Source organism: Agrobacterium burrii (assembly GCF_017313405.1).
In the GTDB taxonomy this organism is placed as follows: Bacteria; Pseudomonadota; Alphaproteobacteria; order Rhizobiales; family Rhizobiaceae; genus Agrobacterium; species Agrobacterium burrii.
Window position 1 is genome coordinate 72,800 of sequence record NZ_JAFLNA010000013.1, and the last position, 26,317, is coordinate 99,116.

22 protein-coding genes and 1 pseudogene are annotated in these 26,317 nt (G+C 59.9%); 18 read left to right on the forward strand and 5 right to left on the reverse strand.

Features of this window, described 5'->3' with window-relative positions; genetic code table 11:
• The first annotated feature begins 130 nt into the window (after positions 1-130).
• The 11 genes from JZX89_RS21650 (at position 131) to JZX89_RS21700 (ending at position 12,909) form a co-directional block, all read left to right on the forward strand.
• Positions 131-1,093: a LysR family transcriptional regulator gene (locus JZX89_RS21650; protein ID WP_010974803.1), complete on the forward strand. Its 963-nt coding sequence runs from the start codon at positions 131-133 to the stop codon at positions 1,091-1,093.
• 81 nt (positions 1,094-1,174) lie between these two features.
• Positions 1,175-1,768 carry a DUF6088 family protein gene (locus JZX89_RS21655; protein ID WP_010974802.1) on the forward strand — a complete coding sequence of 198 codons (594 nt, stop codon included), beginning with the start codon at positions 1,175-1,177 and terminating at the stop codon, positions 1,766-1,768.
• A 249-nt stretch (positions 1,769-2,017) separates the two neighbouring features.
• Positions 2,018-3,004, forward strand: a complete 987-nt coding sequence (locus tag JZX89_RS21660; protein ID WP_012655016.1) for an AAA family ATPase — start codon at positions 2,018-2,020, stop codon at positions 3,002-3,004.
• 3 nt (positions 3,005-3,007) lie between these two features.
• Positions 3,008-5,518 (forward strand): S8 family peptidase, encoded by a 2,511-nt coding sequence (locus tag JZX89_RS21665; RefSeq protein ID WP_010974867.1) that lies wholly within the window; start codon positions 3,008-3,010, stop codon positions 5,516-5,518.
• 351 nt (positions 5,519-5,869) lie between these two features.
• Positions 5,870-7,222, forward strand: coding sequence for an LLM class flavin-dependent oxidoreductase (locus JZX89_RS21670; RefSeq protein ID WP_010974868.1), 1,353 nt, complete (start codon positions 5,870-5,872; stop codon positions 7,220-7,222).
• A gap of 22 nt (positions 7,223-7,244) precedes the next feature.
• Positions 7,245-8,177 carry an aliphatic sulfonate ABC transporter substrate-binding protein gene (locus JZX89_RS21675; RefSeq protein ID WP_207135310.1) on the forward strand — a complete coding sequence of 311 codons (933 nt, stop codon included), beginning with the start codon at positions 7,245-7,247 and terminating at the stop codon, positions 8,175-8,177.
• Between the two features lie 18 nt (positions 8,178-8,195).
• Positions 8,196-8,996, forward strand: coding sequence for an aliphatic sulfonate ABC transporter permease SsuC (gene ssuC / locus JZX89_RS21680; protein ID WP_010974869.1), 801 nt, complete (start codon positions 8,196-8,198; stop codon positions 8,994-8,996).
• Positions 8,997-9,005: 9 nt separating this feature from the next.
• A complete protein-coding gene (locus JZX89_RS21685) occupies positions 9,006-9,824 on the forward strand; it encodes an ABC transporter ATP-binding protein (protein ID WP_178128821.1) in 819 nt (272 codons plus the stop codon).
• Positions 9,821-10,768 carry a LysR family transcriptional regulator gene (locus JZX89_RS21690; protein ID WP_010974870.1) on the forward strand — a complete coding sequence of 316 codons (948 nt, stop codon included), beginning with the start codon at positions 9,821-9,823 and terminating at the stop codon, positions 10,766-10,768. Before JZX89_RS21685 ends, JZX89_RS21690 begins: the two co-directional genes overlap by 4 nt.
• A 31-nt stretch (positions 10,769-10,799) precedes the next feature.
• Positions 10,800-12,401: a rhodanese-related sulfurtransferase gene (locus tag JZX89_RS21695; protein WP_065664466.1), complete on the forward strand. Its 1,602-nt coding sequence runs from the start codon at positions 10,800-10,802 to the stop codon at positions 12,399-12,401.
• 13 nt (positions 12,402-12,414) lie between these two features.
• On the forward strand, positions 12,415-12,909 hold the full coding sequence (locus JZX89_RS21700) for a cupin domain-containing protein (protein ID WP_012654853.1): 495 nt from the start codon (positions 12,415-12,417) through the stop codon (positions 12,907-12,909).
• A 291-nt stretch (positions 12,910-13,200) separates the two neighbouring features.
• On the opposite strand, the gene JZX89_RS21705 is transcribed toward JZX89_RS21700, so the two are convergent.
• The 3 genes and pseudogenes from JZX89_RS21705 to ligD form a co-directional block, all read right to left on the reverse strand.
• A complete protein-coding gene (locus JZX89_RS21705; protein WP_174033148.1) occupies positions 13,201-13,344 on the reverse strand; it encodes a hypothetical protein in 144 nt (47 codons plus the stop codon).
• A 162-nt stretch (positions 13,345-13,506) separates the two neighbouring features.
• Positions 13,507-14,280, reverse strand: a pseudogene (locus JZX89_RS21710) (SOS response-associated peptidase family protein).
• Between the two features lie 55 nt (positions 14,281-14,335).
• On the reverse strand, positions 14,336-15,397 hold the full coding sequence (gene ligD, locus JZX89_RS21715; RefSeq protein WP_065664465.1) for a non-homologous end-joining DNA ligase: 1,062 nt from the start codon (positions 15,395-15,397) through the stop codon (positions 14,336-14,338).
• Between the two features lie 282 nt (positions 15,398-15,679).
• Between ligD and JZX89_RS21720 the strand changes: the two genes are divergently transcribed.
• The 6 genes from JZX89_RS21720 (at position 15,680) to JZX89_RS21745 (ending at position 24,318) form a co-directional block, all read left to right on the forward strand.
• On the forward strand, positions 15,680-16,432 hold the full coding sequence (locus tag JZX89_RS21720) for an ImuA family protein (protein WP_065664464.1): 753 nt from the start codon (positions 15,680-15,682) through the stop codon (positions 16,430-16,432).
• Positions 16,353-17,864 carry a Y-family DNA polymerase gene (locus tag JZX89_RS21725; protein ID WP_065664463.1) on the forward strand — a complete coding sequence of 504 codons (1,512 nt, stop codon included), beginning with the start codon at positions 16,353-16,355 and terminating at the stop codon, positions 17,862-17,864. Before JZX89_RS21720 ends, JZX89_RS21725 begins: the two co-directional genes overlap by 80 nt.
• On the forward strand, positions 17,861-21,127 hold the full coding sequence (locus JZX89_RS21730) for an error-prone DNA polymerase (RefSeq protein WP_065664462.1): 3,267 nt from the start codon (positions 17,861-17,863) through the stop codon (positions 21,125-21,127). Before JZX89_RS21725 ends, JZX89_RS21730 begins: the two co-directional genes overlap by 4 nt.
• Before the next feature lie 234 nt (positions 21,128-21,361).
• A complete protein-coding gene (locus tag JZX89_RS21735) occupies positions 21,362-22,480 on the forward strand; it encodes a hypothetical protein (RefSeq protein WP_065664461.1) in 1,119 nt (372 codons plus the stop codon).
• Positions 22,481-23,001: 521 nt separating this feature from the next.
• The gene (locus JZX89_RS21740; protein WP_045024681.1) at positions 23,002-23,178 is read left to right on the forward strand and encodes a hypothetical protein; all 177 of its coding nucleotides are present in this window, start codon (positions 23,002-23,004) and stop codon (positions 23,176-23,178) included.
• Positions 23,179-23,394: 216 nt separating this feature from the next.
• Complete coding sequence (locus tag JZX89_RS21745) at positions 23,395-24,318, forward strand: DUF3991 and toprim domain-containing protein (protein ID WP_065664460.1); 924 nt, start codon at positions 23,395-23,397, stop codon at positions 24,316-24,318.
• Here the strand turns inward: JZX89_RS21745 and JZX89_RS21750 are convergent.
• Both JZX89_RS21750 and JZX89_RS21755 read right to left on the reverse strand, forming a co-directional pair.
• On the reverse strand, positions 24,279-24,875 hold the full coding sequence (locus tag JZX89_RS21750) for a mobile mystery protein B (RefSeq protein ID WP_065664459.1): 597 nt from the start codon (positions 24,873-24,875) through the stop codon (positions 24,279-24,281). The two genes, JZX89_RS21745 and JZX89_RS21750, sit on opposite strands and share 40 nt — an antisense overlap.
• Positions 24,872-25,333 carry a mobile mystery protein A gene (locus JZX89_RS21755; RefSeq protein WP_065664458.1) on the reverse strand — a complete coding sequence of 154 codons (462 nt, stop codon included), beginning with the start codon at positions 25,331-25,333 and terminating at the stop codon, positions 24,872-24,874. The genes JZX89_RS21750 and JZX89_RS21755 overlap by 4 nt, the downstream gene beginning before the upstream one ends.
• Positions 25,334-25,707: 374 nt before the next feature.
• On the opposite strand from JZX89_RS21755, the gene JZX89_RS21760 reads away from it, so the two are divergent.
• Complete coding sequence (locus tag JZX89_RS21760; protein WP_065664457.1) at positions 25,708-26,310, forward strand: DUF1419 domain-containing protein; 603 nt, start codon at positions 25,708-25,710, stop codon at positions 26,308-26,310.
• The last annotated feature ends 7 nt before the right edge of the window (positions 26,311-26,317 follow it).

Below are 26,317 nucleotides of genomic sequence, written 5' to 3' on the forward strand. Positions count from 1 at the left end.
ACAGACGGTTTCAAATTGCGGGCGGCGGGCCTATTTAGGAAGCAAAAGTCTACTAATTATATAGACTTTGGTGCATATTCCTGTCGATTATATGTTTGTTATCGATTTCACTATTCGAGAGGTTCGAAGAATGCGGGGCACCGACTTTGGCAATCTGCGTGCTTTTATGATGATCGTGGATTCCGGCAGTTTCGTTCGGGCCGCAGCAGCCCTGAAAATCGCGCCTTCCACTCTCAGCTACACAATCCAGGTTCTGGAAGGGCGGCTTGGGACGAAACTGCTGCAGCGTACGACGAGAACGGTCAGATTGACCGAAGCTGGAAGTCGATTGGCCCGGCGCCTCGGGCCAATGATGTCCGAATTCGACACCTTGATGGAGGACCTGACGGAGCCTCGGGAAAAGCCCTCCGGGACGCTGAAGCTTTGCGTCCCGCGTATGCCGATGCGGCTTTATATGGAACCGCTTCTTAATGGCTTCGAAGCCGCTTACACGGACATTACCATCGATCTCACGATTGGAGATGTGCTCGTCGACATCGCGGTGTCCGGGTTTGATGCTGCGGTCATCCCTAACCGGAGCATCCAGGACGATCTGGTCTCTATTCGGTTAGGACCGGAATTAAAGCGCATTGTCTACGCCTCACCAAGATATCTCGCCCGTTTCGGGGCGCCCTCTGAACCGGGAGACCTCGTTCATCATAATTGCATCAACTTTCGAGGCCCCCACACCGGAGCAATCTACCCCTGGGAGTTTCAGCGCGGTCAAGAACGCTTCGAGGTTGCTGTCAGCGGTTCGCTCATCGTGTCGGATTCGACCTACACACTTTCAGCCGCTCTCAGCGGCAAGGGCATAGGCTATGGCATAGAGCCAATTTCGAAGCCTTTTCTGGACGACGGCAGTCTGATTTCACTCCTGGAAGGCTGGGTCGCCCCCCATCCGGGGTTCATGCTGTGTTATCCAAAGAACCGGAATATCTCCGCCGCACTCAAGGCATTGCTTTCGTATGTAAGAAAGCAGAGCCGTGCCGGCAGTAGACTGAACGACGACCGTGTGAATGGTCGCCTTGGATCTACTCATATTGTTCGAACATGAAGCGCGCTCTTGAATGTCAGAAAAATATAGCCTAATTTCTGACGCATGAAACCCCTCGCGACATCAGTTCCAGACCTAATTATGAAGCGTGCCCGTGCCGGCGGGCGCGGCAGTGTCTTCACGCCCAGTGATTTCCTGGACGTGGCCGCGCGCGCGGCCGTCGACCAAGCGCTTTCTCGGTTGGCCAGGAATGGAAAGCTTCGGCGCCTGACGCGAGGCCTGTACGACTTCCCAAAGGTTCATCCGCAACTTGGGGCCCTTTCGCCTAGGCCTGACGATGTGGCGAAAGCGTTGGCGCGGGAGACCGGATCTCAGGTGCAGATCGCCGGTGCGCGCGCGGCGAATGCCCTTGGCCTGTCAACACAGGTCCCCGCACATAGCATCTATCTGACTGATGGCCCGTCGCGCCGTGTTGTGCTCGATAAGCGCGTCGTTGATCTGCGCCACGCTTCGCCCAAGCACCTTATTGCTCCGGGCAGTGCTGCCGGCACAGTTGTTCAGGCCCTTCGTCACGTCGGGGCGGTGCGTGCCGCCGACGTTGCGCAGATCGCCTCGCGTCGACTGTCGGCCAGCGACAAGAAGACGCTAGCATCCAATGCGGTCCGGGCTCCCGCTTGGATGCGTTCGACGCTGGTCTCGATCGCTAACGCAATGCCGAGTGAGATAGATGGATAACCATGCGAATGTATCCATCAAGCTGATAGGAAAGAATTTGCTCTCGTTGCAGTCTCAAATGTTGGGAACTGTTGCTCCGTTCAAATTGCTTTTCGCTATGGCGATCATTAAACTGGATTTTAACCAGTTCTTTGGGAGAGGCGTCTATCTCTCGAAAGTGCCAAAAAGTCACCGCGAGAGGGACACGATGACGCAAATGTGGACCATTCAATCAGAAGGAGCTCGATCTATGAACCGAGCTCAGTCGTCATGACCACGGCGCAGCAGTTGATCTCGCTGCTGAAGAGCCACGTCGAAGGCGACGACGAGCAGTTCCTGACGATTGCATTGCAGGCTGCAGCAAGTGAGGCCCGCAGGGGTCATGGAAAGGTGGCTGTGCAACTCCGCGAGCTTGTCGATGCAGCGCGCGCCAACAAGGATCGTACCTCCGGGCGCAAGAAAGCCCCTGTTCCTATTGCGCAGCCACGCGGTGATCTCGCGAACCTGGTTGCGGTGCGCTACACTGACGTTCGGTTGTCGAGCATGATCCTTCCTGCGGAGCTCGAAGCTCGTTTGAAACGAGTCATTCTCGAGCAGCGACAACAGCATAAGCTTCGCAGCCATGGGCTGGCCCCACGGCGCAAACTGTTGCTCATCGGTCCCCCCGGATCCGGAAAGACAATGACCGCGGCTGCGCTCGCCGGTGAACTCCATACGCCGTTGTTCACCGTGCAGCTCGATGGCTTGATGACGAAGTTCATGGGGGAGACCGCCTCAAAGTTGCGGCTGGTGTTCTCGGCGATGGCTGAAACCAAAGGCGTCTACTTCTTCGACGAGTTCGATGCGATCGGCGCGAAGCGCGCGGAACGCAATGACGTGGGCGAGATCCGGCGTGTCCTCAATTCGTTCCTTCAATTCCTCGAGGAGGATGAGAGTGACGGTCTGGTGGTGGCGGCGACTAATCACCCGGAATTGCTCGATCCAGCGCTCTTTCGGCGGTTCGATGACGTCATCGAGTATGCATTGCCGAGCGTTGAAGTCGCGACCGGCATTTTGCAAGCGCGCCTATCCGGCTTCGACACCCAGGATATCGACTGGACAAAAGCGGTTGCAGATGCTGCCGGTTTGAGCCAGGCCGAGATTGCCCGCGCTGCGGCCGACGCCGCGAAACTCGTCGTCCTGTCCGACCGGGACCGCATCACCCAGAACGATCTGTCCCTCGCGATAGCCGAACGCAAAGGAGCGGCGTCGCAATAATCGATGGCAGAAGAACCACCGCGTCCACTCCCACACGTTTATTTGCCCGGTCACGGGAACATCCAGGACTACACTGCCAGAGGCGGAGGTGGCGGCACAACCGTGCCGGTGCGCGATAGGGCTCAGCATGCTGTAAAGCTGACAGAAGCCCTTACCCGCGCAGTGGCAGACGCGGAAGCGCAATTGAGAGCCCGCGAGCCCGACCTTGCGGGTGGAACGCCAGGTTTCTATCTTGAGTTCGAACTCCCTTCATCCCAGAGCGAGATCGTCGATAAGCTCGAAAACCGCCAGGGCAGGTTTCCGATCGAACTTGTTAGCGTTCGCCCGATAGGGGAGGGAGGGAACGCGATTGCCGCCACCGTCTTCGTCCCCGAGCGCCAGCGCGACTATTACCTCAAGAAGGTGGCCGAATATCGCGACCAGGACCGGATCCAACGGGTCGAGGTGGACGGTGAGATCGTCGAAAGAAACAACGGACCCAAGAATGAAGTGCTCGTGGCCTCACTTGAGACCGCGCGTCTTGCGGTGGCCAGATCCCTCTATACGGATGACGAGGCGTTCTTTCCGGTGCCCGGTACGGCCATCTGGTGGGAGGTCTGGCTGCGTCTCGGGACCAGAGATACCTTTGCGACGGCGGCTGAGCGACTGGAGCTTCCGGTGCGTGAACATGCCCTTCAGTTTCCGGAGCGCGAGGTGTTGATCGTCCACGCGAGCGCCGAAACCCTCGGGCGGATCATTGCGCACACCGACACGATCGCAGAGCTACGAACCGCCCGCGATACACCGGCCTTCTTTATGGAGATGGACGGCGCCGAGCAACGCGCCTGGGCTGCGGAGACGGCGGGCCGCATTGTGGCCCCCGATGGTGACCGTCCCGCCGTCTGCCTTCTCGATTCAGGCTCTACCCGACGTCACCCTTTGATCCTCCCGGCGCTCGCAGCAGTGGATCAGCAGGCATTCGATCCTGGCTGGAACGTCGAAGACACCAGTAATCAGGGGCACGGCGGACATGGCACCCAGCTTTCCGGCGTCGCCCTATACGGTGACCTGACCGATGTCCTCGCCGGAGCCGGGCAGATCATACTGACGCACCGGCTGGAGTCGGTGAAGATCCTGCCTGACCATGGCGCGAATGACCCCGATCTCTTCGGCGCCATCACCGCCCAATCGATAGCGCGTGCCGAGATCGTCGCACCGGACCGGCCTCGCGCGATCTGCCTTGCCCTGACCAGTGACGGCGATCACTGGCGCGGCCGTCCGTCGTCATGGTCTGCGGCTCTCGACGCACTTGCCTATGGCGCCGACAATGCGCCGCGCCTGATTGCGGTTTCTGCCGGCAATATTCGTGAGGACATTCATCAGAACGATTATCTCGTTCGCAACGATATCACGCCGATCGAAAGCCCGGCCCAGGCGTGGAATGTGCTGACGGTCGGAGCATTTACCGAGAAGACGGCGATCACCGACCCGGTCTTCAACGGATGGGGTGTCATGGCCCAGGTCGGCGATCTCATGCCACGTAGCCGTACCTCCGTCACTTGGAACCACGATTGGCCCCTCAAACCCGATGTTGTCTTCGAGGGTGGCAATCTGGGCGTAGATCCGGCGACGCTCATTGGTGATCACCTTGACGATCTCGCGCTGCTGACGACCTATCGGACGCCCGAGCACCGGGCGTTCACGACGACCGGCGAGACCAGTGCAGCAACTGCGCTCGCGGCAAGGATGGGCGCGCAGATCCTGGGGCAGCGTCCTGATCTGTGGCCCGAGACGGTCAGAGCCCTGATCGTCCATTCGGCGGAATGGACACCGACGATGAAAGCCCATCTCGGCGGGATCAACAAGAATGCCTTGATTCGGCGTTACGGTTTCGGGGTTCCATCACTGGTGCGCGCCCTTGGAAGTCTCGATAACGATGTCACCATGGTCATCGAGAACCAGATGCAACCATTCAAGACCGTGGGCAGCAAGATCGAGACCAAGGACATGGTCCTGCACGCGCTTCCCTGGCCAACAGAGGAACTCGAGGCTCTTGGTGAAACCCAGGTTCAGTTGCGGATCACGCTCAGCTATTTCATTGAGCCCAATCCTGGGGAGCGTGGCCAAACACGCCGTCACAGCTACGCTTCGCATGGATTGCGGTTTGCGTTGAAACCGGGCGACGAGCGCCCCGATGTCTTCTTGCGTCGCATCAATGCCGCGGCCGGGGCCAGGCCGCCGGCAAGGGCGGCGGGAGATGCAGGCTGGACGCTTGGTCCCGTTCTTCGCAATCGGGGATCGCTGCATGGGGATATCTGGGAGGGAAACGCCGTCGAGCTCTCCCAGCGTGACGCTATCGCCATCTATCCGACTGGCGGATGGTGGCGGGAGAATACCGGTCAGAGAAGGGGTAATACAGCGGTTCGTTATGCACTTGTCGCAACGTTGCGAACTGCGGCTGATGTCGATCTCTACACCCCGATCAGCACCCCCATCCTTCCAGAGGTGGCGCCCGAAATTCTGATTGAGACTTAGACCCTCCCGCATTGGAGATATCGGTGAACATCCCAGACATGTTGCCTTCCCGTCAGTCACCCGACTCGATAGCTCATACGGGCGGATTCCGGCCCCACCGCCGTGAAGGACAGAAGTTAGCTTTACCCCCGACTGATCAGGGATGCACGCGTGCGACAATTTCGACGCTATCGTGGTAGGCAGCCATTCGCGAGAATTGTTGTCCACTAGGAAATTGTTTCCTCAACCCGCGTATAATTAGTCCCTTGAGGCTTTCTTTCGAGATCAGATATTATTCCATTATTTCTATATTGACGATAGATTGTATATAAATAGTCTTCCTGAGAATGATTATCTCAGGAAGGCGTACGGATGCATCTCGCTCTTTATCTCGAGGCAGGCACACATCTCGGAGGTTGGCGGCTCCCGGAGTCGGCCACCTCCGGCGGCGTCGACTGGGCGCTCTACAAGACCGTCGCCCGCCGCGCAGAAGCTGCGAAGCTGGACATGCTTTTCGTCGCTGACAAGCTTTCGATCGACGACAACTACGGCCAGCACTTTGCCGACACGGTGAAGTATCGTCTCGTCACCCGGCCCGAGCCCTTGACCACACTGGCGGCGCTCGGAGCCGTCACCGATCACATCGGCATAGGCGGCACGATCTCATCATCATATGCCTCGCCTTATGCCGCCGCCCGTATGTTAGCGAACATCGACCATATCAGCGGCGGTCGCGCTGCCTGGAACCTCGTCACCTCCGTAAGCGATGGCGAGGCGCGCAATTTCGGCCGGGAGCAACATTTCGGACACGAGGAGCGCTACCTCCGCGCCATCGAATTTGCGGACGTCATGGGCAAGCTATGGGATAGCTGGGAAGCCGATGCGCTCGTCCTCGACAAGAAGTCCGGCGTCTTCGCGGATTCCACCAAATTCCATTACATCGACCACGAAGGCGACTTCTTCAAAATCCGCGGGCCTATCAACGTACCCCGCCCGCCGCAGGGTCGTCCGGTCCTCATTCAGGCTGGCGTCTCGGACCGGTTCCAGGGGATCGCGGCGCAGAATGCCGAGGTGATCTTCGTCGTCCATGCTGAACTGGAGCGCGCACGAAGCTTCTACAAGAGCTTCAAGGAAAAGGTGGTCGAAGGCGGCCGCTCGGAGAACGCCGTAAAGGTCCTCCCCGGCATCGTCCCCGTGGTCGGTCGCACCCGTAAGGAAGCACTGGACAAGGAACGAGAGCTCAAGGAACTCATTCTGCCCGAGGCAGGCCTCAGCTTCATGTCGGCGAGCATGAACTTCGACCTCGCCCAGTTCCCCCAGAATGCACCCTTCCCCGATATCACCGACAAGATCACGGGCAGCGTCGGCCGTTTCCAATACGTCATCAAGCGCGCCATTGAACAGAAAATGACGGTTGCCGAGGTCGGAAAATGGTACGCTGAAAGCCTCTCCTTCTTCGCGCCCGTCGGTACGCCGGAGGAAGTCGCCAGTCAGTTGGCCCATTGGTACGCCCAGCGTGCGTGTGATGGCTTCGTCATCCTGCCTCCCTACATCCGTCGCGACGAGGACCTGTTCCTCGAAGGCGTCGTCCCTGTTCTCCAGGAGCGCGGACTTTTCCGTCGGGAGTATCCCGGAACCACCCTCCGCGAGACCCTGGGTCTCGAACGGCCAGCCAATCAATTCGAAACACGCGAAACAACCGAGAAAAGGCGCGCTGCGCTCTGACCTCGCATCAAGGAGTATTGTGATGAAGACCAAGTCAATCATTCGCCTGGCGCTGTCGTTAGCGCTGTCCGTCGCGGCAACAGTCGCCTCGGCCCAGGACGTCCTGCGCGTTGGCGACCAGCGCGGCAACGCGCGCGCGGTCATGGACGCTTCCGGCGTGCTCAAGGACGTCCCCTATCAAGTCGAGTGGAGCGAATTCGCCAACGCCGCCCCTCTGCTCGAAGCTCTCGCTGCCGAAGCTCTTGACGCTGGTTCGGTCGGCGACGCGCCACTGACCTTTGCCGCTGCACGTGGTGTCAAGGCAAAGGCCATCTTCGCCACGAAGTACGAAGGCAACGCCATCATCGTAAAGAACGACGCACCTTATCAGGGCATCAAGGATCTCGTCCGCAAGAAGGTCGCTTTCGTGAAGGGTTCGGCGGGCCACGCCCTTATCCTCCAGTCGCTCAAAGAGGCTGGTCTCAAGGAAGACGCCATCACGCCGGTCTTCCTGCCGCCCGCGGAGGCGACGCTCGCCTTGACGAACGGATCGGTCGACGCCGTCTCGCTCTGGGAACCCTACATCTCCTTCGCGACGCTCAAGTCCGGGGCTCGCATCATCGTCGATGGCAAGAACTACCCCAGCCTTTCCTATTTCATCGCTTCCGAGGCTGCTATCGAAGGCAAGCGCGATATCCTCAAGGACTTCGTCGCCCGCAGCGCCAAGGCTCGCGCCTGGGGGCTCGAGCATCCGCAGGAATACTCGAAGATTATCGCCCAGCTCGTCAAAATTCCCGATGACGTGGCGCTCGGCAAGCAGACCCGCGAAAGGCACGCTCCCCAGCTGATCAACGCAGACGTCGAGAAGCTCCAGCAAAGCACGATCGATCTCTATTATGGAGCCGGGATCATGGACAAGAAGCTGAAAGCCAGCGACCTGCTGGATGACTCCTTCTCTCCCAAGCAGACAGACTGACGAACGCAGAGGCTGACGATGATCACGACCAGCGCGAAGACTCCAACCACAGCAGGACGGTATCTGGCCCAGGCGTTTGCTCCGTGGGCGTTTCCTGTAATCGTCGTCATTCTCTGGCAGATCGCCTCATCGGGAGGACTGCTCTCCCAAGGCATTCTTCCGTCGCCGCTCGCCGTCCTGGAGGCCGCCTGGTCTCTGGCGGCAAGCGGCGAGCTTGTGCAGCACATGGCAGCCAGCTTTTGGCGCGCGGCCGTCGGCTTCGGTATAGGTTCGGCTCTGGGGCTGTTCTTCGGTTTTGTGAACGGCCTGTGGCGAACCGGGGAAACGCTCTTCGACAGTTCGCTTCAGATGCTCCGTAACATTCCGTCGCTCGCCATGGTGCCACTCGTCATCATGTGGTTCGGAATCGGCGAGGAAGCCAAGATTTTCCTCGTGGCGTTCGCTACCATGTTTCCGATCTACCTCAACACCTTCCACGGCATCAAATCAGTCGATCAGGGTCTGATCGAGATGGGGCGGAACTACGGACTGACACGAACCGGTCTTGTGCGCGATGTCATCTTGCCTGGAGCCATGTCGTCTATTCTCGTTGGTGTGCGTTACGCGCTCGGGGTGGCCTGGATCGTGCTGATCGTGGCCGAGACGATCGCGGCGAGTTCCGGTATCGGCCTTCTCGCTACCAACGCGCGTGAATTCCTTCAGTCCGATGTCGTGGTGCTCTCGATCATCCTGTACGCGCTTCTTGGCAAGCTGACAGACTGGCTGGCGCGGCTCGCGGAGAACCGTTGGCTACGCTGGCATCCATCCTATCAGAAGTAAGAGAGGTCTCTGGTGACTGTAGTCTCCTTGAAATCGACGCGGCCGAACGTGGCAAAAGAGGTTTCGTTAAGCAACACCTCCGCGGGCGGAGCCGCGCTGGACATCCTCGGCCTGTGGAAGGGCTTTGACGGGACGGAGGTTCTCAAGGGCCTTTCGCTCAACGTACCCGCCGGTCAGTTTCTTTCGATTGTCGGCCGCTCGGGCTGTGGGAAGTCCACTCTACTGCGGCTGATCGCGGACCTCGAAACTATCGATGGCGGGACGATCCAGATCGACGGAAATCCCCTATCCGAAATCTCCGGTGAGGTGCGGATGATGTTCCAGGACGCGCGCCTCTTGCCCTGGAGAACCGTTCTCCAAAACATCGGGATCGGCCTGCCCAACCCATGGCAGAACCGCGCACGCAAGGCGCTTGCCGAGGTTGGTCTTTCCGAACACGCTGACAAATGGCCGTCCCAATTATCAGGTGGACAGAGGCAGCGCGTTGCCCTTGCCCGTGCCCTTATACACCGCCCGCGTCTCCTGCTGCTTGACGAACCGCTCGGCGCACTGGATGCACTGACGAGACTGGAAATGCAGGACCTCATCGAAAGCATCCGCGCGCGCCACGGATTCACTGTCCTTCTCGTCACACACGACGTCGAGGAGGCCATTGCTCTTGGCGATCGCGTCATCGTGATGGAGCAAGGCGAGATCGTTCTCGAGCTGGATATCGAGCTTGCGCGTCCTCGTGTGCGCAGTTCGCAGGCGTTCACGTCAATCGAGGAGAAGGTTCTTTCCAGGGTACTTAACTCCAGAAATGCACCAAGCGGAGACGACTGCAAATGAACCTCGACGACATCGAAGCTTTCATCGCAGTGGTCGGAGCCAGGTCGCTCAGCCAAGCGGCGGCAATTCTTTCGTTGACCCAGTCGGCAATCTCGAAGCGCATCCAGAACCTCGAGAAGGACCTCGGTGTTACCCTGCTCGACAGAAGCGTCAAGCCACCCGTTCCAACCACCGTAGGTCTCGGCGTCCACGAGCAGTGCCTCAATATTCTCAGGGAGGTCGACAAGCTCCGCTTGACGTTGAGTGCCCGCTCGAACCTAACGGGTGGTGCGCGCTTGGGACTGACCCAGGCAGTCTGCGATGTGATTCTTGCCGACATAGTCCATCTGCAACAGGAGCGATGGCCGGAACTGTCTATACGTGCCACCACAGGCTGGGCGAACCAGATTGTTGAAAAGCTCGTCGACGGCCAGATCGATGCCGCGATCGTATTGATGCCCACACGGAAAATCTTTCCGCACAAAGTGACCGCCGTTTCGCTGGCGCAGGTCGAGATGGCGATCGTGGGGCCGCTCGGATCGGGCGGAGACCGTGCCCACCGCCTTGTCACCCTTCACAAATCCGGATGGATTCTGAACCCCGACGGATGCGGTTTCAGGGCAGAACTCCAGCGCGTGCATGCGGTGCTCAATCTTCCGTTCAAGGTCAATCTCGACACCTTTGCTCGAGAGACGCAGTTGGAGATGGTTGCCGCAGGTCTCGGACTTGGACTCGTTCCCGTTCCCCTTCTGGAGATGAGCCCCCACCGTACCAAACTGGAGATCATCACAGTCAGCGACTTTTCGTTGCGCGCAGAACTCTGGCTCTGTCACGCGCCGACTCTCGGTGCTCTCGAACCACCCATCAGCGCATTTGGAGCGAGAGCCGCAACGCTGTTTCAGGGCGCGGCAGCTCCCAGCAGGCTGGTCGACTTTGAAGCTGCCAGCCAGACCATCACCTCGTGAATAGCACACGAGATCGATAGCAGGAGAAAATATGTCAGCCCCGATAACGAAGCACAGCCTCAGGTACGACGAAGTGCGGCAGCATCTTCTGGCCCGCTCGGAAATCCTTCTCGCCGACGTCCGCGAAGAAGATCCTTTCGCGCAAGGGCATCCCCTCTGGGCAGCCAACTTTCCCATTGCCCGGCTTGAACTGGATGCATGGCGCAGGATCCCACAACGCGATACGCTGATCGTTCTGTATGGTCACGATGGCATACGAGACCTCGCTCCCATCGCCGTCGAGAAACTGAAATCGCTCGGCTACACGAATGTCCATATCCTCGAAGGGGGATTGGAAGCGTGGAAGGCCGACGGCGGCGAACTGTTCATTGACGTCAACGTGCCGAGCAAGTCATTCGGTGAACTGGTCGAAGCGAAAAGGCACACGCCGCTCTGGGACGCGACCAAGGTAAAGGCGCTTCTCGATGAAGGAGCCAACGCGGTCGTTTTCGATGCGCGCCGTTTTGACGAATATCAAACGATGAGCATTCCAAAGGGTATCAACGTTCCCGGTGGTGAACTCGTCCTGCGCGCACGGGACCTTGCTCCCGATCCCGAGACCCTTGTGATCGTCAACTGTGCTGGCCGCACACGCAGCATCATCGGGACGCAGTCTCTCATCAATGCCGGGATACCGAACAAGGTCGTCGGTCTTCGCAACGGAACAATTGGATGGACTTTGGCAGGTCAGACACTGGAACAGGGAGCGAGCAGGAGCTTCGCTGACGTCGAAGCCAGGGACCGCTCGGAGGCGCAAAAATCCGCTGCAGCCGTCGCCGCGCGCGCGGGTGTTCGGAGCATTGCTCTGTCGGACATCGGCAGCCTTCAAACCCCGGACCGAACGACTTATCTGATCGACGTCCGCACCGAACCAGAATACCTCGAAGGCCACCTGCCGGGCTTCATGCACGTGCCAGGGGGACAGCTTGTACAGGAGACTGATCACTACGCGCCTGTCCGTGGTGCGCGTATCGTACTAAGCGATGACGAGACAACGCGTGCCAATATGGCAGCGTCTTGGCTCGCGCAGATGGGTTGGGAAGTCTATGTCGTAGAACAGGCTCCGAGTGATGCCTTCAGCGAACAAGGATCCTTCAAGAGCATATCGCCCGAAGTCGAGCCGACCCCGACGATCTGCGTCCGCGATCTTTCTTCCGCGATCTCCAATCCGAATTCCGATATCGTCGTGCTCGATTTCACGACCAGCGCGAACTACCTAAAGGGGCACATCCCGGGTGCGTGGTTAGCGCTACGCTCCCAGCTCCCGGAAGCGATCAAGCGCGTGCCTCCCGCAAATACCTACGTCGTCACATGCGGCACAAGCGCGCTCGCCATTTATGCCGCCGTCGACCTCAAGAAACTGATCGATGTTCCAGTCCTCGTTCTTGAGGGCGGCAACGCTGCCTGGAAGGCTGCCGGTCAAATCCTGGAAACCGATGAGTCCCACCTCGCATCACCCCGCATCGATCGCTATCGTCGGCCCTACGAAGGCACGGACGCCCCCGTGGAGGCTATGCAGGCCTATCTCGACTGGGAATACGGACTGGTCGCGCAGCTCGATCGCGACGGCACGCACTTCTTCAACGTCATCTGAGCAGGACCGCACCATGAGCGACGACCATCACCACGACCACCATCACTCGGACCATTGGAAGCACAACGGGATCCGTGTCATCAAGGGCGACCAGCTCGATTCCAACACGGCCCAGACGCCTGGCATGTTCCGGCAGGCAGCCGTCAATCATGCCCGCGTCGGCGCACAGAAAATCTGGGCAGGCACCGTCGCAATCGAGCCGAACGCCAAGACCGGGGTCCACCACCACGGTGCGCTCGAAAGCGTTATTTTCGTGATCCGTGGCAAGGCCCGTATGCGCTGGGGGGATCATTTGGAATATGTCGCGGAGGCGGGACCAGGCGACTTCATCTTCGTGCCGCCTTACGTACCGCACCAGGAAATCAATGCCGATCCTGACAACGTGCTCGAGTGCGTCCTGGTGCGATCGGACAACGAGGCAGTCGTCGTAAACATCACGGATGTCGATCCTGTAGAGAAGCCGGAAGAGGTTTATTGGGTTGATCCAATACACCGCCATCCGGATTGACAGAGAGAAGCGGCCCACCATGCGCCGCTCACCCCGCTGGACCTCGTCCAGCGACGCTTCGGTGTTGACGGTCGTGAACAAGTCGACAGAGAAGGTTTCGTAGGCCGTAAACCGGCCGGTGATGATCAAAAGCGAACTGCCGATTGCTCCATCGGGCAGTCTGCTCCCATGTTCGACTGCGGTGCGTTGACACGCCATTGCTCAGAATTGTGATAAGCGTGACCCCGAGTAAAGTGCGCTGTGCGGCGCCAACCCCACCCTTCAGCGCCGTCGCGCCGACACCGGCGCGGCTCATCTGATGGTGCGCGTTCGCAATGCCGGCACGGTCGACGAGGCGCGACCCGATCCGGCAAGCTGCTCGCCGTTCTGAGAAAGACGGCGGCGGAAGGCTGCTATGTCTATGCGTTCGATGCCGGAGCACTCAGTGATCGACACGCGCCTGATCCCCATCGCCTTGAATTTTGATCCCGGGTGGAAAGCGAAGGCGACCAACCAGCCTAAACATTAAAATGGCGTTCTGGGTAGGCGGGTTGGTCGCAAAACTGATAACGCTGTCCTGTCTGGCGAGGCGCCATGCTGATCGTCTGAGCTCTAGCCTCAAAGCAGACTGCCCTGTTCCACGGGCTCTCCGGATTTGGACACGATCGTGGATCCGTACGGTTCGCGCGACGAAATGATCAACGCATCATCTGGCAAAGGCCGTGCCAGATCTTTGGCTTCGTCCCATGGCGCCTGCATCCACACCTCGGTCTCCTCTTCGGTCAGGAGAAGAACAGGCATCGCCTTCTCATGGATCGGCTTCACGAGATTGTTGGGATCAGTGGTCAAAAACCCATAGAGGTCGTCGGTCGTCGGCCCATCCTTCACCTTCCGGACGCTCTGCCATTGCGGGACATGGATGCCGGCGAAGAACATCAGCGACTTTTCCTCGTCGCGCGCAAACCAGGCGTTCGGCACGTTCCCGCCGGGTTGCTGGCTGGCGGGATCGGGTTCGGCGAAGCTGGTGACCGGGACGAGGCATCGGTGCTCGACACCAAACCATCGTTTCCAGTGTGGGAAGGTGAGCTTGCGGACGTTGGTCGTGCCGCGGTCCGCCTCCATGCGGATGAGCTCTTCAAGATCGGCGGGCTTCCCTTTGGCTTTCAGTTTTTCGGCCTTGGCTTTGGCGGCCTATTCCAAGGTGAACCGCGGCGAGGGAAGACCCCAACGCGCATGTGCCAATTGTGTCCTTCCATCAGCGGTGTTGCGGACAATCGGTCCCATCTGATCGGGGTTCATTTGATAGGCTGGCATGAGGTTGATGAGGCTCTCGGCGTCCTGAGCCCATTTTGAAACCCAGTCCTTGTCCTCCATCCGATAGAGATTACACATGCGGCCCCTCCGCTTCGACCAAATACGGCTACTCTAGCGCATGTCGCTTGTTTCGCTAGTCGAGCTGGTAAACGTCGGCATTGTCTTGCCGTTCCCGCAGGCCCTTGTACGACGGATGACGGAGTTTCCCGTCCGATGTCCAGGCGCGAAACTCGATCTCGGCGATCAGGGTAGGCTGGACCCAGACAATGTCGGCAGTTCCGGAATGGGGCAGGGGCGGCTGCTTTCGCTTCCATCGCAGCGTGTCCAGTATCTTCCGCAACCGGATGATCTCGGCTCCCTTGAAGCCCGTGCCGACGCTTCCGACGTGGACGAGATCGCCATCGCGGTAGGCGGCAAGCGCTAACGAGCCGAAGCCGGCTGGGTACGATGCGGACCTCTCATAGCCGACGATGAAGAAAGCCTCGCTCTGGATGCATTTGACTTTTACCCAATCCCCGGTCCGGCCCGAACGATAGGGCTGATCGAGGCGCTTGCCGACGAGGCCTTCCAGGCCGAGGCGGCAGACATGCTCAAGCAGGACAGCTGGCTCGGCATCGAGTGTTTCTGATATCCGAATGGCGCTGGCTTCATTCGTTGGGCCGTTTATCGTGTCCTCGAGAAGGTGTCGGCGCGAACGGTATTCAACACCGCGCAGATCGTGCCCATCCAGATAAACAAGATCGAAAGCGTAAAGAACGGCGTGGGAGGCGCGCCTGCCAGCTTGTTTGCCGGATGCACCCAGCGATTGCTGCAGCAGCCCGAAATCCGGCCGCCCCTCATCGTCGAGCACGACGGCTTCCCCATCGATGATCATCGTCGCCGGCCCCAGCGCTCTGGCGGCCTGCTCTATGGCCGGAAACCGATGTGTCCAGTCGTGGCCGCCGCGGGTAAGGATCCGGATCCGCTGGGGCTCGATATGGACCGCAAGGCGATAGCCATCCCATTTCAGCTCCCAACTCCATTCGTTTCCGGTGGGAGGCTTAGCCTTCAATAGGGCCAGCGCCGGCTCGACGCGATCAGGTATGGGATCGAAGAGGAGCTGTGGTTGAGCTGGATTACGCTTCCTGCGCGGCTTTGAGCGGATCGGCGGCTCGGTGTCGCGAAGGAGGGGTTTTGATCTCGGAGGCCTCGTCATCCGGCCAGTTCATCAGAAAAACCTTAATAATACTGTGACTATCCCTATATTGTCCCCGCTATTCACCGATCAGGACATAAGACTGTAGAAGCCAGCGAAATTTCTTGGTCGCAGCTATTCACCTGATTCTCATGAAGAATCTCGAACTTCTAATGTTCGGAACAATACTCGTACGTTTTTGCCGCCTTGACTCCTTTCTCATATGGGAACAAAAACAGAACATTGACATTTGCACGACATGAAGTCGCCCTGCCAACACGACCTTGAAGGGAGCCGTGAACAATGACTGCTGCCCGCGAAAGGGTAATCTGCAATCTGCGGGAGCGTATTGCATCGCTCGAAACCAGCACGGCGAAAAAAGCCGGTTGGTTGCCATTTGGCGTGCCGGATATGGATGCGGTTCTGCCTGGCGGCGGCCTTGCTCATGGCGCGCTTCACGAATTTGCCGGTGGTGGATCGGGCACCGTCGATGGTGCGGCCGCTGCTCTTTTTGCAGCCGGCATAGCGGCACGGACGAAGGGGCCGATCGTGTGGTGTCTGACGCGACCAGATCTGTTTTTCCCCGCGCTTGCGCAGGTCGGACTGCATCACGACCGGATAATCTTCGTCGAGTCCGACAAGGAGGAAGACGTGCTCGCCAACATGGAGGAGGGGCTGTCCTTTGGTGGGCTCGGCGCCGTCGTCGGTGAACTCGTTCGCCTGCCGATGGTCAGCTCGCGCCGCCTGCAGCTGGCGGCCGAGCGCACGGGGACAATGGCATTGGCTGTGCGTCGTTGGAGGCGGCAGACAGAGGCCAATGATTTCGGGCAGCCGACGGCGTCGACCACGCGGTGGCGGGTGAGCGTGATGCCATCGGAGGATTTGCCAGTGCCGGGTGTGGGGAGGGCCCAATGGTTGCTGGAATTGATGCGCGTGAAAGCGGGTGAATGTGCTGAGTTTCTCGTGAGGGCGTGCGATGACAAGGGTTGTCTCGATCTATCTTCCGGATCTGCCGACGGATCGCATTCGTCGCGCCGATCCATCCATTCCGCCTGAACAGGCGATCGCGGTGATCGCCAGGAGCGGCTCGAAACGCTGGGTATCGGCGGCCGACGCAGCCGCCAGACAAGCCGGCGTTCATGTCGGCATGCCGGCTGCGAAAGCACAGGCGCTGTTTCGCGGCCTGATGCTGGTCGATGCGGATCCTGCTATGGATGCCGCAGCACTCGAACGCATCACCCTCTGGGCGCTGACGCTTTATTCCCCAATCGTCGCGGTCGATGGGATCGACGGCATCGTCATGGACACAGAGGGTGCCGATCACTTGCAGGGCGGAGAGCTGCCGATGGTGACGAAGATCGCCAATCAGTTCCTAGCAAGGAAACTCACTCCCCGGGTCGCGATCGCCGACACCTGGGGTGCAGCACACGCCTGCGCCCGTGCCATCAGCCGCGAAACGGTCATAGTGCCTTCAGGTGAGACCGTCCGCGCCGTCGAGAAGCTGCCGATATCGTTGCTGCGCCTTCCCGGGAACGTCGTCAGCGATCTGCGCACGCTTGGCTTCCAGACCGTCGGCGAATTGGCCAACACGCCGCGCGCGCCGCTGACCCTTCGTTTCGGCCCGGAGATTGGCCGGCGGCTGGACCAGATGTTTGGCCGCGCCTGCGAACCGATCGATCCGATCCGCACCGCCGAGCTCATCGAGGTGAGCCGCGCCTTCGCCGAACCAATCGGTGCTGCCGAGACCATCGACAAATATGTCGGCCGGCTGGTCGTGCAACTGATCGAGGAGCTGCAAAGGCGCGGCCTTGGTGTTCGGCGCGCCGACCTGATCGTCGAGAAGGTCGATGGTGTCAGGCAGGCAATCCGTGCCGGCACGGTGAAGCCGGTGCGCGATGTCGCCTGGCTGACGAAGCTGTTTCGCGATCGAACGGAGAAGATCGAGCCCGGGTTCGGGATCGAGAAGCTCACCCTGGTGGCGGTGATGGCCGAGCCGCTGGAGGAGCGCCAAAAATCCTCCTCGCTGGTCGAGGACGAGGTCACCGACGTCACACCGCTGATCGATATCTACGGCAACCGCGGCCAGCGTGTGTATCGGGTGGCGCCGGTCGCCTCCGACGTGCCAGAGCGCTCCGTCCAGCGCATCAGTCCTGCTGCCGATCCGATCGAGGTCACCTGGGTCAGCCATTGGCGCCGGCCGGTTCGGCTGCTGGCCCATCCGGAGCTGATCGAGGCCATCGCCTTGCTGCCGGACCGTCCACCGGTCTCGATCACCTGGCGCGGCAGGCGGCGGAAGGTCAAGCGGGCCGATGGCCCCGAGCGGATTTTCGGCGAGTGGTGGCAGCGCGACGCCGAGATGGAGGCGGTGCGCGATTACTTCGTCATCGAAGATGAGGCCGGCGAGCGTCTCTGGGTGTTTCGCTCCGGTGATGGCATCGATCCTGACACCGGAAGCCACCGCTGGTTCGTGCACGGGATCTTCGCATGAGCTATGCGGAGCTGCAGGTCACAACGCACTTTTCCTTCCTGCGCGGAGCAAGCTCGGCGCAGGAACTGTTCGAGACCGCCAAGGCTCTCGGTATTGAAGCCCTCGGCGTGGTGGATCGCAATTCACTGGCCGGAATTGTCCGGGCGCTTGAGGCGTCGCGCGCTACGGGGTTACGCCTCGTCATCGGTTGCCGGCTCGATCTCGCCGACGGCATGTCGGTGCTGGTCTATCCGACCGACCGGGCTGCCTATTCGAGGCTGACCCGGCTCATCACGCTCGGCAAGTCGCGCGGCGGCAAGAACAACTGCCTCCTGCACTGGGACGATGTCGTCGCCTACACCGACGGCATGATCGGCATTCTGGTGCCGGACCTGCCGGATGACCTTTGCGGGATCCAGCTGCGCAAGATGGCCGAGCTGTTCGGCGATCGCGCCTATGTGTCGCTCTGCCTGCGGCGGCGGCAGAACGACCAGCTGCGCCTGCATGAGATTTCCAATCTCGCCACGCGGTTCAAGGTACGGACGGTCGTCACCAATGATGTCCTCTTCCATGAGCCAGGCCGCCGGCAGTTGCAGGACATCGTTACCTGCATTCGCACCCGCACGACGATCGACGAGGTCGGTTTCGAGCGCGAGCGCCACGCCGACCGCTATCTGAAGCCGCCGGAAGAAATGGAGCGGTTGTTTCCGCGATACCGGCAAGCCCTCGCGCGAACCATGGAGATCGTCCGTCGCTGCACGTTCTCGCTCGAGGAACTCACCTACCAATATCCGGAGGAGGCGATCGTGCCGGGCAAGGATGCTCAGGCCTCGCTGGAACATTATGTCTGGCAATGCGTGCCCGACCGCTATCCGGAGGGACTACCGCCCGACGTGTTGAAGGTCGTGCGGCACGAGCTCGATCTCATCCGTACCATGAAATACGCCCCGTATTTTCTGACCGTCTTTTCGATCGTGCGTTATGCCCGGTCTCAAGGCATTCTCTGCCAGGGGAGGGGCTCCGCCGCCAACAGTGCCGTCTGCTACATCCTCGGCATTACCAGCATCGATCCCTCGACCAACGACCTTCTGTTCGAGCGTTTTGTATCCCAGGAGCGCGACGAGCCGCCGGACATCGATGTCGATTTCGAGCACGAGCGGCGCGAGGAGGTGATCCAGTGGATCTATCGAACCTATACCAGAGAAAAGGCAGCGCTCTGCGCCACCGTGACGCGCTACCGGGCGCGCGGCGCGATCCGCGATGTCGGCAAGGCGCTCGGCCTGCCGGAGGACGTGATCAAGGCGCTGTCATCCGGCATGTGGTCCTGGTCGGAAGAGGTCTGCGATCGCAATGTCCGCGAGCTCAATCTCAATCCAGACGACCGGCGTCTTGTGCTGACTTTGAAGCTCGCACAGCAACTGATGGGCGCCCCGCGCCATCTCGGCCAACACCCCGGCGGTTTTGTCCTCACTCATGATCGGCTCGACGATCTCGTGCCGATCGAACCGGCGACGATGAAGGACCGCCAGATCATCGAGTGGGACAAGGACGACGTCGAAGCGCTGAAATTCATGAAGGTGGACATCCTGGCGCTTGGAATGCTGCTGACCTGCATGGCCAAGGCCTTCGATCTGATCCGCGAGCACAAGGACCGCGATCTTGATCTCTCGAAAATCGAGCAGGAGGATTCTGTGACCTATGCGATGATCCGCAAGGCCGATACGCTCGGCACGTTCCAGATAGAAAGCCGCGCGCAGATGGCGATGCTGCCGCGGTTGAAACCCCGGACCTTCTACGACCTTGTGGTACAAGTCGCAATTGTCCGGCCCGGTCCGATCCAGGGGGACATGGTGCATCCCTATCTGCGCCGGCGAGAAGGCAAGGAGGCAGTCGAATATCCGACGCCGGAGCTGGAAGCGGTGCTCGGCAAGACGCTCGGCGTGCCGCTGTTTCAGGAGTCGGCGATGCGGGTCGCGATGGTCTGCGCCGGCTTTACCGGTGGCGAAGCCGACCAGCTGCGCAAGTCGATGGCGACTTTCAAGTTCACCGGCGGCGTCTCGCAGTTCAAGGACAAACTCGTCTCCGGCATGGTGAGGAACGGCTACGCGCCGGAATTCGCCGAAAAGACCTTCTCCCAGCTCGAAGGCTTTGGCTCCTATGGTTTTCCGGAGAGCCACGCGGCTTCGTTCGCGCTGATCGCCTATGCCTCGAGCTACATCAAATGCCATTATCCGGAAGCCTTTTGCGCGGCGCTCATCAATTCGCAGCCGATGGGTTTTTACGCGCCGGCGCAGATTGTCGGCGACGCGAGAGCCCACGGCGTCGAGGTGCGGCCGGTTTGCATCAACCGGTCGCGGTGGGACTGTACGCTGGAGCGGATCGGCAATTCCGATCGGCATGCTGTCCGGCTCGGTTTCCGGCAGGCGAAAGGACTGGCGGTCGCTGATGCGGCGCGCGTCGTCGCGGCACGCATGAACAATGCCTTTGTCTCGGTTGACGACATGTGGCGTCGATCCGGCGTGCCATCGGAGGCGCTTGTCCAGCTTGCCAAGGCCGATGCCTTTCTTCCATCGCTGAAGCTTGAACGCCGAGACGCGCTCTGGGCGATCAAGGCGCTACGCGATGAACCCCTGCCGTTGTTTGCGGCGGCTGCCGAACGGGAGATGGCTGCAATCGCCGAGCAGCAGGAGCCGGGGGTGGCACTTCGGCAGATGACGGACGGCCATAACGTCATCGAGGACTACAGCCATACCGGCCTGACATTGCGGCAGCACCCGATTGCCTTCCTGCGCAAGGATTTATCAGTGCGCAACATCATCACCTGTGCCGAGGCGATGAATTCGAGGGACGGGCGGTGGGTCTATACCGCCGGCCTTGTCCTGGTGCGGCAAAAGCCCGGATCGGCCAAGGGCGTCATGTTCATCACCATCGAGGACGAGACCGGACCGGCCAACCTCGTCGTCTGGCCGACGCTGTTCGAAAAGCGGCGGCGTGCCGTGCTCGGATCCTCGATGATGGCCATCAATGGTCGGATCCAGCGGGAAGGGGAGGTCGTGCATCTTGTCGCCCAGCAGCTGTTCGACCTGTCAGGCGATCTGACCGGTCTGGCTGATCGCGATGAAGAGTTCAAGCTGCCGGCCGGCAGGGGTGATGAGTTCGCCCACGGATCGCCGGGAAGTTCGGATACGCGGGACAAGTCGAAGCCTGTTGTAGCCCCGCGCGACATTTTCACGCCCGATCTTCACATTGATACGCTGAAAATCAAAAGCCGGAACTTCCATTGACTTTCCCCATCCTGAGGCGCGGTGGCGCCCAGGGAGTTGTCAGTCCGCTCGCAGCAATTTTAAAGCAAAATAAAGCTTGAGCGCAATTTCCAGAACAAAATCGCTGTCTGAACCCGAGGTTAAGTTTAGAGCATCAGATTATTATACAGGAGAGGCCAGTGGAAGCTTGGTATCGACAAGAAGACCCAGATTTCGGGACCGAGAATTCACGCAGAGCATAAAACAGAGAACCTCATGATACGCGCTTTCAAATCGTCGTCGAACTCAACCGAAATTATCAACCTCGACAGGGATGCCATCCGAGAAAACCATCGGAATGGTCGACAAACCAATATTATGTTCGACACCAATATCCTGATTGCAATCGAAAGCGCCTATAAGACTGGCCAGCGACACCAGGAACTTAAGAATGCTGGTGTTCTGGAACTGGCGAGACTCATCGAGAAAACCTCCAGGTACGGCGTATTCATCTCGCCCGCAGCGGCTTACCAAGAACTGCCCCCAGCGCGTCGAGGCGACGTTGAAGCAGCGTTCGACAGGTTTCTTGCAGACTATCTGCCAAATTTCCGTGAGGACCCGAACTCGATAAAGGTTCCGTATGCTGGTGGAAAGATGGACCCTGAGCATTTTAGCGCGCTGTCGCTAGAGCGTCAGAAGGCAATCTCGTGCTCATATGCTTCGCTGCTCGCTATGAACGTCATACATCGATTAGAGGCGTTGAATGGCCTGGAAAAATTCGCCCTCTACATCGATTATTGCGCCGAGGTACTGGATCTCATCAGTCTCAAGGAACTGACGATCGCTCGATATGTCTTCGCCCCCGAAAATGGCTTAACTGACCAACTCAGGACGCGGAAAGTAGCTATCACAAACAACTTCGGGAAACTGAAAAAGGGTGGCGGCAAAGGCTTGACACCCGTCAAAGTACTGGAGCGCATCGCTTTGAATGGAGCCAACGACCTGAAGCTGATTGCTGCTGCAGATATCGTGAACAATTCGCGCGAGCAGTTCAACTTCGGGATCATCGAGCATGATGTCTGGATCGCAACGAGCGACGATAAGCTCTACGAGTTTTGCTGCGCCTGCCCGGGCTACATGGGTCGGGAACGTGGCGGTCCCCTGGCTAGATATGTCGAGACACATACTGACATAAAGGGAACCCGCTACTGGCGGGATTCCATCGAAATACAGCAGCGCAGACTTGAGGAGCGCTATTTCACAGTAGATCGCGAAAAGGAAATGGACTCAATTGTGCAGTCAGCCTTTGATATCGAGGCTGACCTGCTGAACGGCAAAGCTGACGATTATTTCAGACTAAGGTCATGGCGATCCGCGCGAGTGATGCATGACTAATACGGGTCCTCGCTCCGGGCCTCTAGACGCAAGCGTTCGAACCCATGCTTTCGCTCCTGCCCCTTTAGCTGTTGAGGCAGTACGGCAATGTCCTCGCTTTTCATCACGCGTTCCAATTTCTTCCTCTGTCCTGGGACCAAGAACACCAGTGCGTGCGATGGCCCTGTTACCAACACCCCAACGCGCGCACGCTGTTCTCACCAGCTCAATCTTACCGCGCCTCTGAATTGATACCAAAACCGGCCTCTGAGGAGAGCAGATCTCGGCGAGATCCGCATTCGCTATAAGGTTTGCTCCCGCATGATCATTGTCGGTTGAACGAGTTCCATAGGAGACGTCCCATTCCGCTCTTGATGGATGGCTTCCTGGTCCGGCCCCGGATCTCCGACGATCAACCCGCTGCGGGGTCGGCTAGCAAGCTGCCGCCGCTCGGCTACGCCCTCGCGGTGATCGCGACCGGTTCCGGACACTGACTGGAGCCATCGAGCGGGAATGGCCCGCTCCAAAGATGGAGCCCCCAGATGAACACCGATCTTTCCCTTGCGCAGAATCATGCCTTCCAGCTTTCCCGCACCCTGATGGTTCCGGTCACGCTCTTTAGGTCCGGTAACGAGTTCGGCGTTCTGCCGAGCGACGAACTCGACGACGAAGACGATCTGGAGATCGTGCATGAATACGTTCCGGGCGGGTCTCATTGAGACCCTTCTCGCCTTTTTGGTGCCGCTTGCGAGCCGCAGGCGGCAAGGGAAGCTTCGCCGCTGCTGGCACCCCGGCGGCGGCGCAAGGTGCAGATTGTCATCTTGCCAGCCGCGCCCTTGCCTCCTTTGCTCTTCGCGGCGTCCGGAGCAGGCCCCGCAATGTGCGGGGAAAAGAAACAGAAGGAAAGGCGGGCGCAAGGTGCGTCGGGAAGAAAAATGGAAAAGAACGAACTGGAAGAACTGCGGGACCGCGTGCAATGCGCTGCGGTGCTGGAGCAGGCAGGGTTTGCCATCGACCTGAAGGAAAGCACACGCAGGGCGGTCAAATACCGCGGCGGCGGCGGCATCATCATCGTAATCCACGACGGAAGGGGATGGTTCGATCCGTTGTCCGACGCCAAGGGTGACGTGTTCAGCCTTGTCGAGCATCTCGATGGAGTGTCCTTCGTCGAGGCTCTGGATCGGGTAGCGGCACTGGTCGGCTTCGTTCCGACGGAGCCGGTCTGGACCCGCGTTACACGCGAGACAGAGCCGGTGGCCGCCATTCCCGAACGATGGACGAAGCGCCGCAAGCCGTGGCCGGGCTCGATGACCTGGCGTTATCTCCGCGACGAGCGCCATCTTCCATTAGCGATCATCCGCGCAGCGATCCGGTATGATCTCGTGCGCGAAGGTCCGCGCGGCAGTATGTGGGCCGCGCACCGTGACAGCGAGGGCGCCGTCACCGGCTGGGAGGAGCGCGGGCCGGAATGGCGCGGCTTTTCGACCGGCGGGGCGAAAGTCTTGTTCAGGTTCGGCGCGATCCATGCGCCGCGCCTTTGCGTGACGGAGGCTGCCATCGACGCCATGAGCCTTGCCGCGCTGGAGAGTAATCGGCGCGATAGCCTCTATGTCAGTACCGGCGGCGGCTGGGCCCCTGCCACCGATGCGGCGATCCGTTTATTGGCGGCGCGGAAGGGTATGTCGGTGGTCGCCGCCACGGACAATAACGCGCAAGGCGATATCTACGCTGATCGATTGGAAGCAATTGCCCGGGACGCCCACTGCGGGTTTGAGCGCCATCGCCCCCACCACGAGGATTGGAACGAGGACCTTTGCACTCAGCTGCGCGCGAATTCGAGGAGAGGCGCGATGTCGTGATTATCCGCGGCCTGCAGTGCCGCGACGTATCGCGTGCGCAGATCTCCCACGTCGCCCAGGCTTCCGCTACCCCAGCTAAAGGGCTCGGCGCCCAGTTTTTCCACGAGCAGATCGGCGGCCAGCCGCGCGTGACGTCCGTTGCCGTTTGGAAACGGATGGATGGCGACCAGGCGATGGTGGAAACGTATTGCGATCTCGTCGGCTGCGAAGGTCTCATGCTGGACCCAATACCGCACGTCATCCAGCAAAGCCGCAAGTTCGACCGGGATCCGGTAGGCCTGGATGCCAATATTGCGCTCCGTCGTTCGGAAGCTGCCTGCCCATTGCCAGACCTCGCCGAACATGCGTCGATGCAATGTATGCATAAAGTCTTCGGTCAGCATCCTGCCGACCGGCATGCGCCGTCGTCCGCGAGCCCAGGCTGCGCCCTCGACGATATTTTCCTGTTCAGCCTCGTTGAGATCCTGCCTGTGGGTGATCCAGCTTTGAAGCAGGCCCTCGCGCTCCTGAGGCTCGAGCGGTGTTGCGTCCTCTGGCTCCTGGAAGAGGTCGGTCATTTTTCTGACCAGAGATCGCGCTCGGAAAGCTGGTTGCGGATGTAGGCCTGGACGCGGGCCTCGAGATCTCCGTCATCCGTTCCCTGTGCCTCCAGACGCATCGTATGCGCGACCCGCTGGAGTTCGCGCGTTGCGATCTTGCGCGCTCGCTCATCGACGGCGGCCTCGAGCGACGTATTCGGGACCAGTGCGTAGACGAGGGTGCAGTTGAGTGCCTCTGCCGCGCGTCGCAACGTACTGAGCTGGATCGTTCCGGATGCCTCCGACTTCTCGATCGCTTCCACGGTCTGGGGCCGGATTCCCATCCTCGAGCCGAGCTGCGCTCCTGTCATGCCGAGCGCGTCGCGCAACGCCCGGACCCATCCTTTTGGCGGTGCCCTGAAGCCCTCTGCCGGCTGCAGCCCGCGAAGACGCTCGTCAAGCCTTCTGCGCGCTCGCTTTCTTGCGTCGTCCTTCATCGTTCAACTTTCTACTGCGGCTGATCATCAGACAACAGGCTGATTGTTGCGCACAATTTATCAGGTTACAACCTGATTATCAATGCCAAATAATCAGCCCAAAGTATGATAGACCGAGCGATCAAACCAGACTGTAAGCTGATTTCAGCTGAATGAAATAGCAAGGAGGGGAAGGAAGGAGGGAAGGGGAAGGGAAGGCCAGTTGCCGCATGCCCGCCAGCCGCGTCAAGGGTAAAGCTCCGCCCGCTGCGCGGCCCTTGACCCGTCCTTGCGGAGAGGCGGCGCCAAGGAGGGGTCAGGAAGGGCTGAAGAGGATGGCGACATCGCGAGGATGAGCCGCGTTCCTTCCCGACGAGGCTGAAAGGAGCCCGCCGATGACCGTCTCTCCAATACGTAAAGTCTTTGAAGGCATTGCCGACCGCCGGCAGATGTACCGCTTGTTCGACCGCCACGCGCAACGCCTGAACCGCTGGGAGAGCGACGACAGCGCGCTCTATCGAGGCGAATGGTTCGAAGTCGCCCAGGCGCAGCACGATCACATGTTCGAGATCCTGCCGCCGCTGTTCATGCGGGGCGATATGTTCGCCATGCGCGAGTTCCTCACCGACAGCATCACCAGCATCTTTTTCACGCTGAAGATCGACGACCGGATGCGGTATTTCCACGGCTACTGCGACTTGTCCGAGAAGGGCTCGCCGGAGCGGATGCGTGCCGCAATCGTAGAGCGCGAAACCCGGCCCGTTCGGGCAATGACACGCGAGGAACGACTGGACCACATCTGGTCGAGCACCCATGATGACTATCGGGGCTATGCCGGCGAGCGCTGGCCGGAACACGACCACGGCAAGCGGACCGTGCTCTTCTACGGCGGACGCCAAGGCACCGTCCTGAAGCTGCTCGACGATCTCACGGATGCGCAGATCGCATCGAAGCTGCCGGTGCATCTGCGCTACCTCCCTGACGCGATAGCGGCTTGACGGGAGG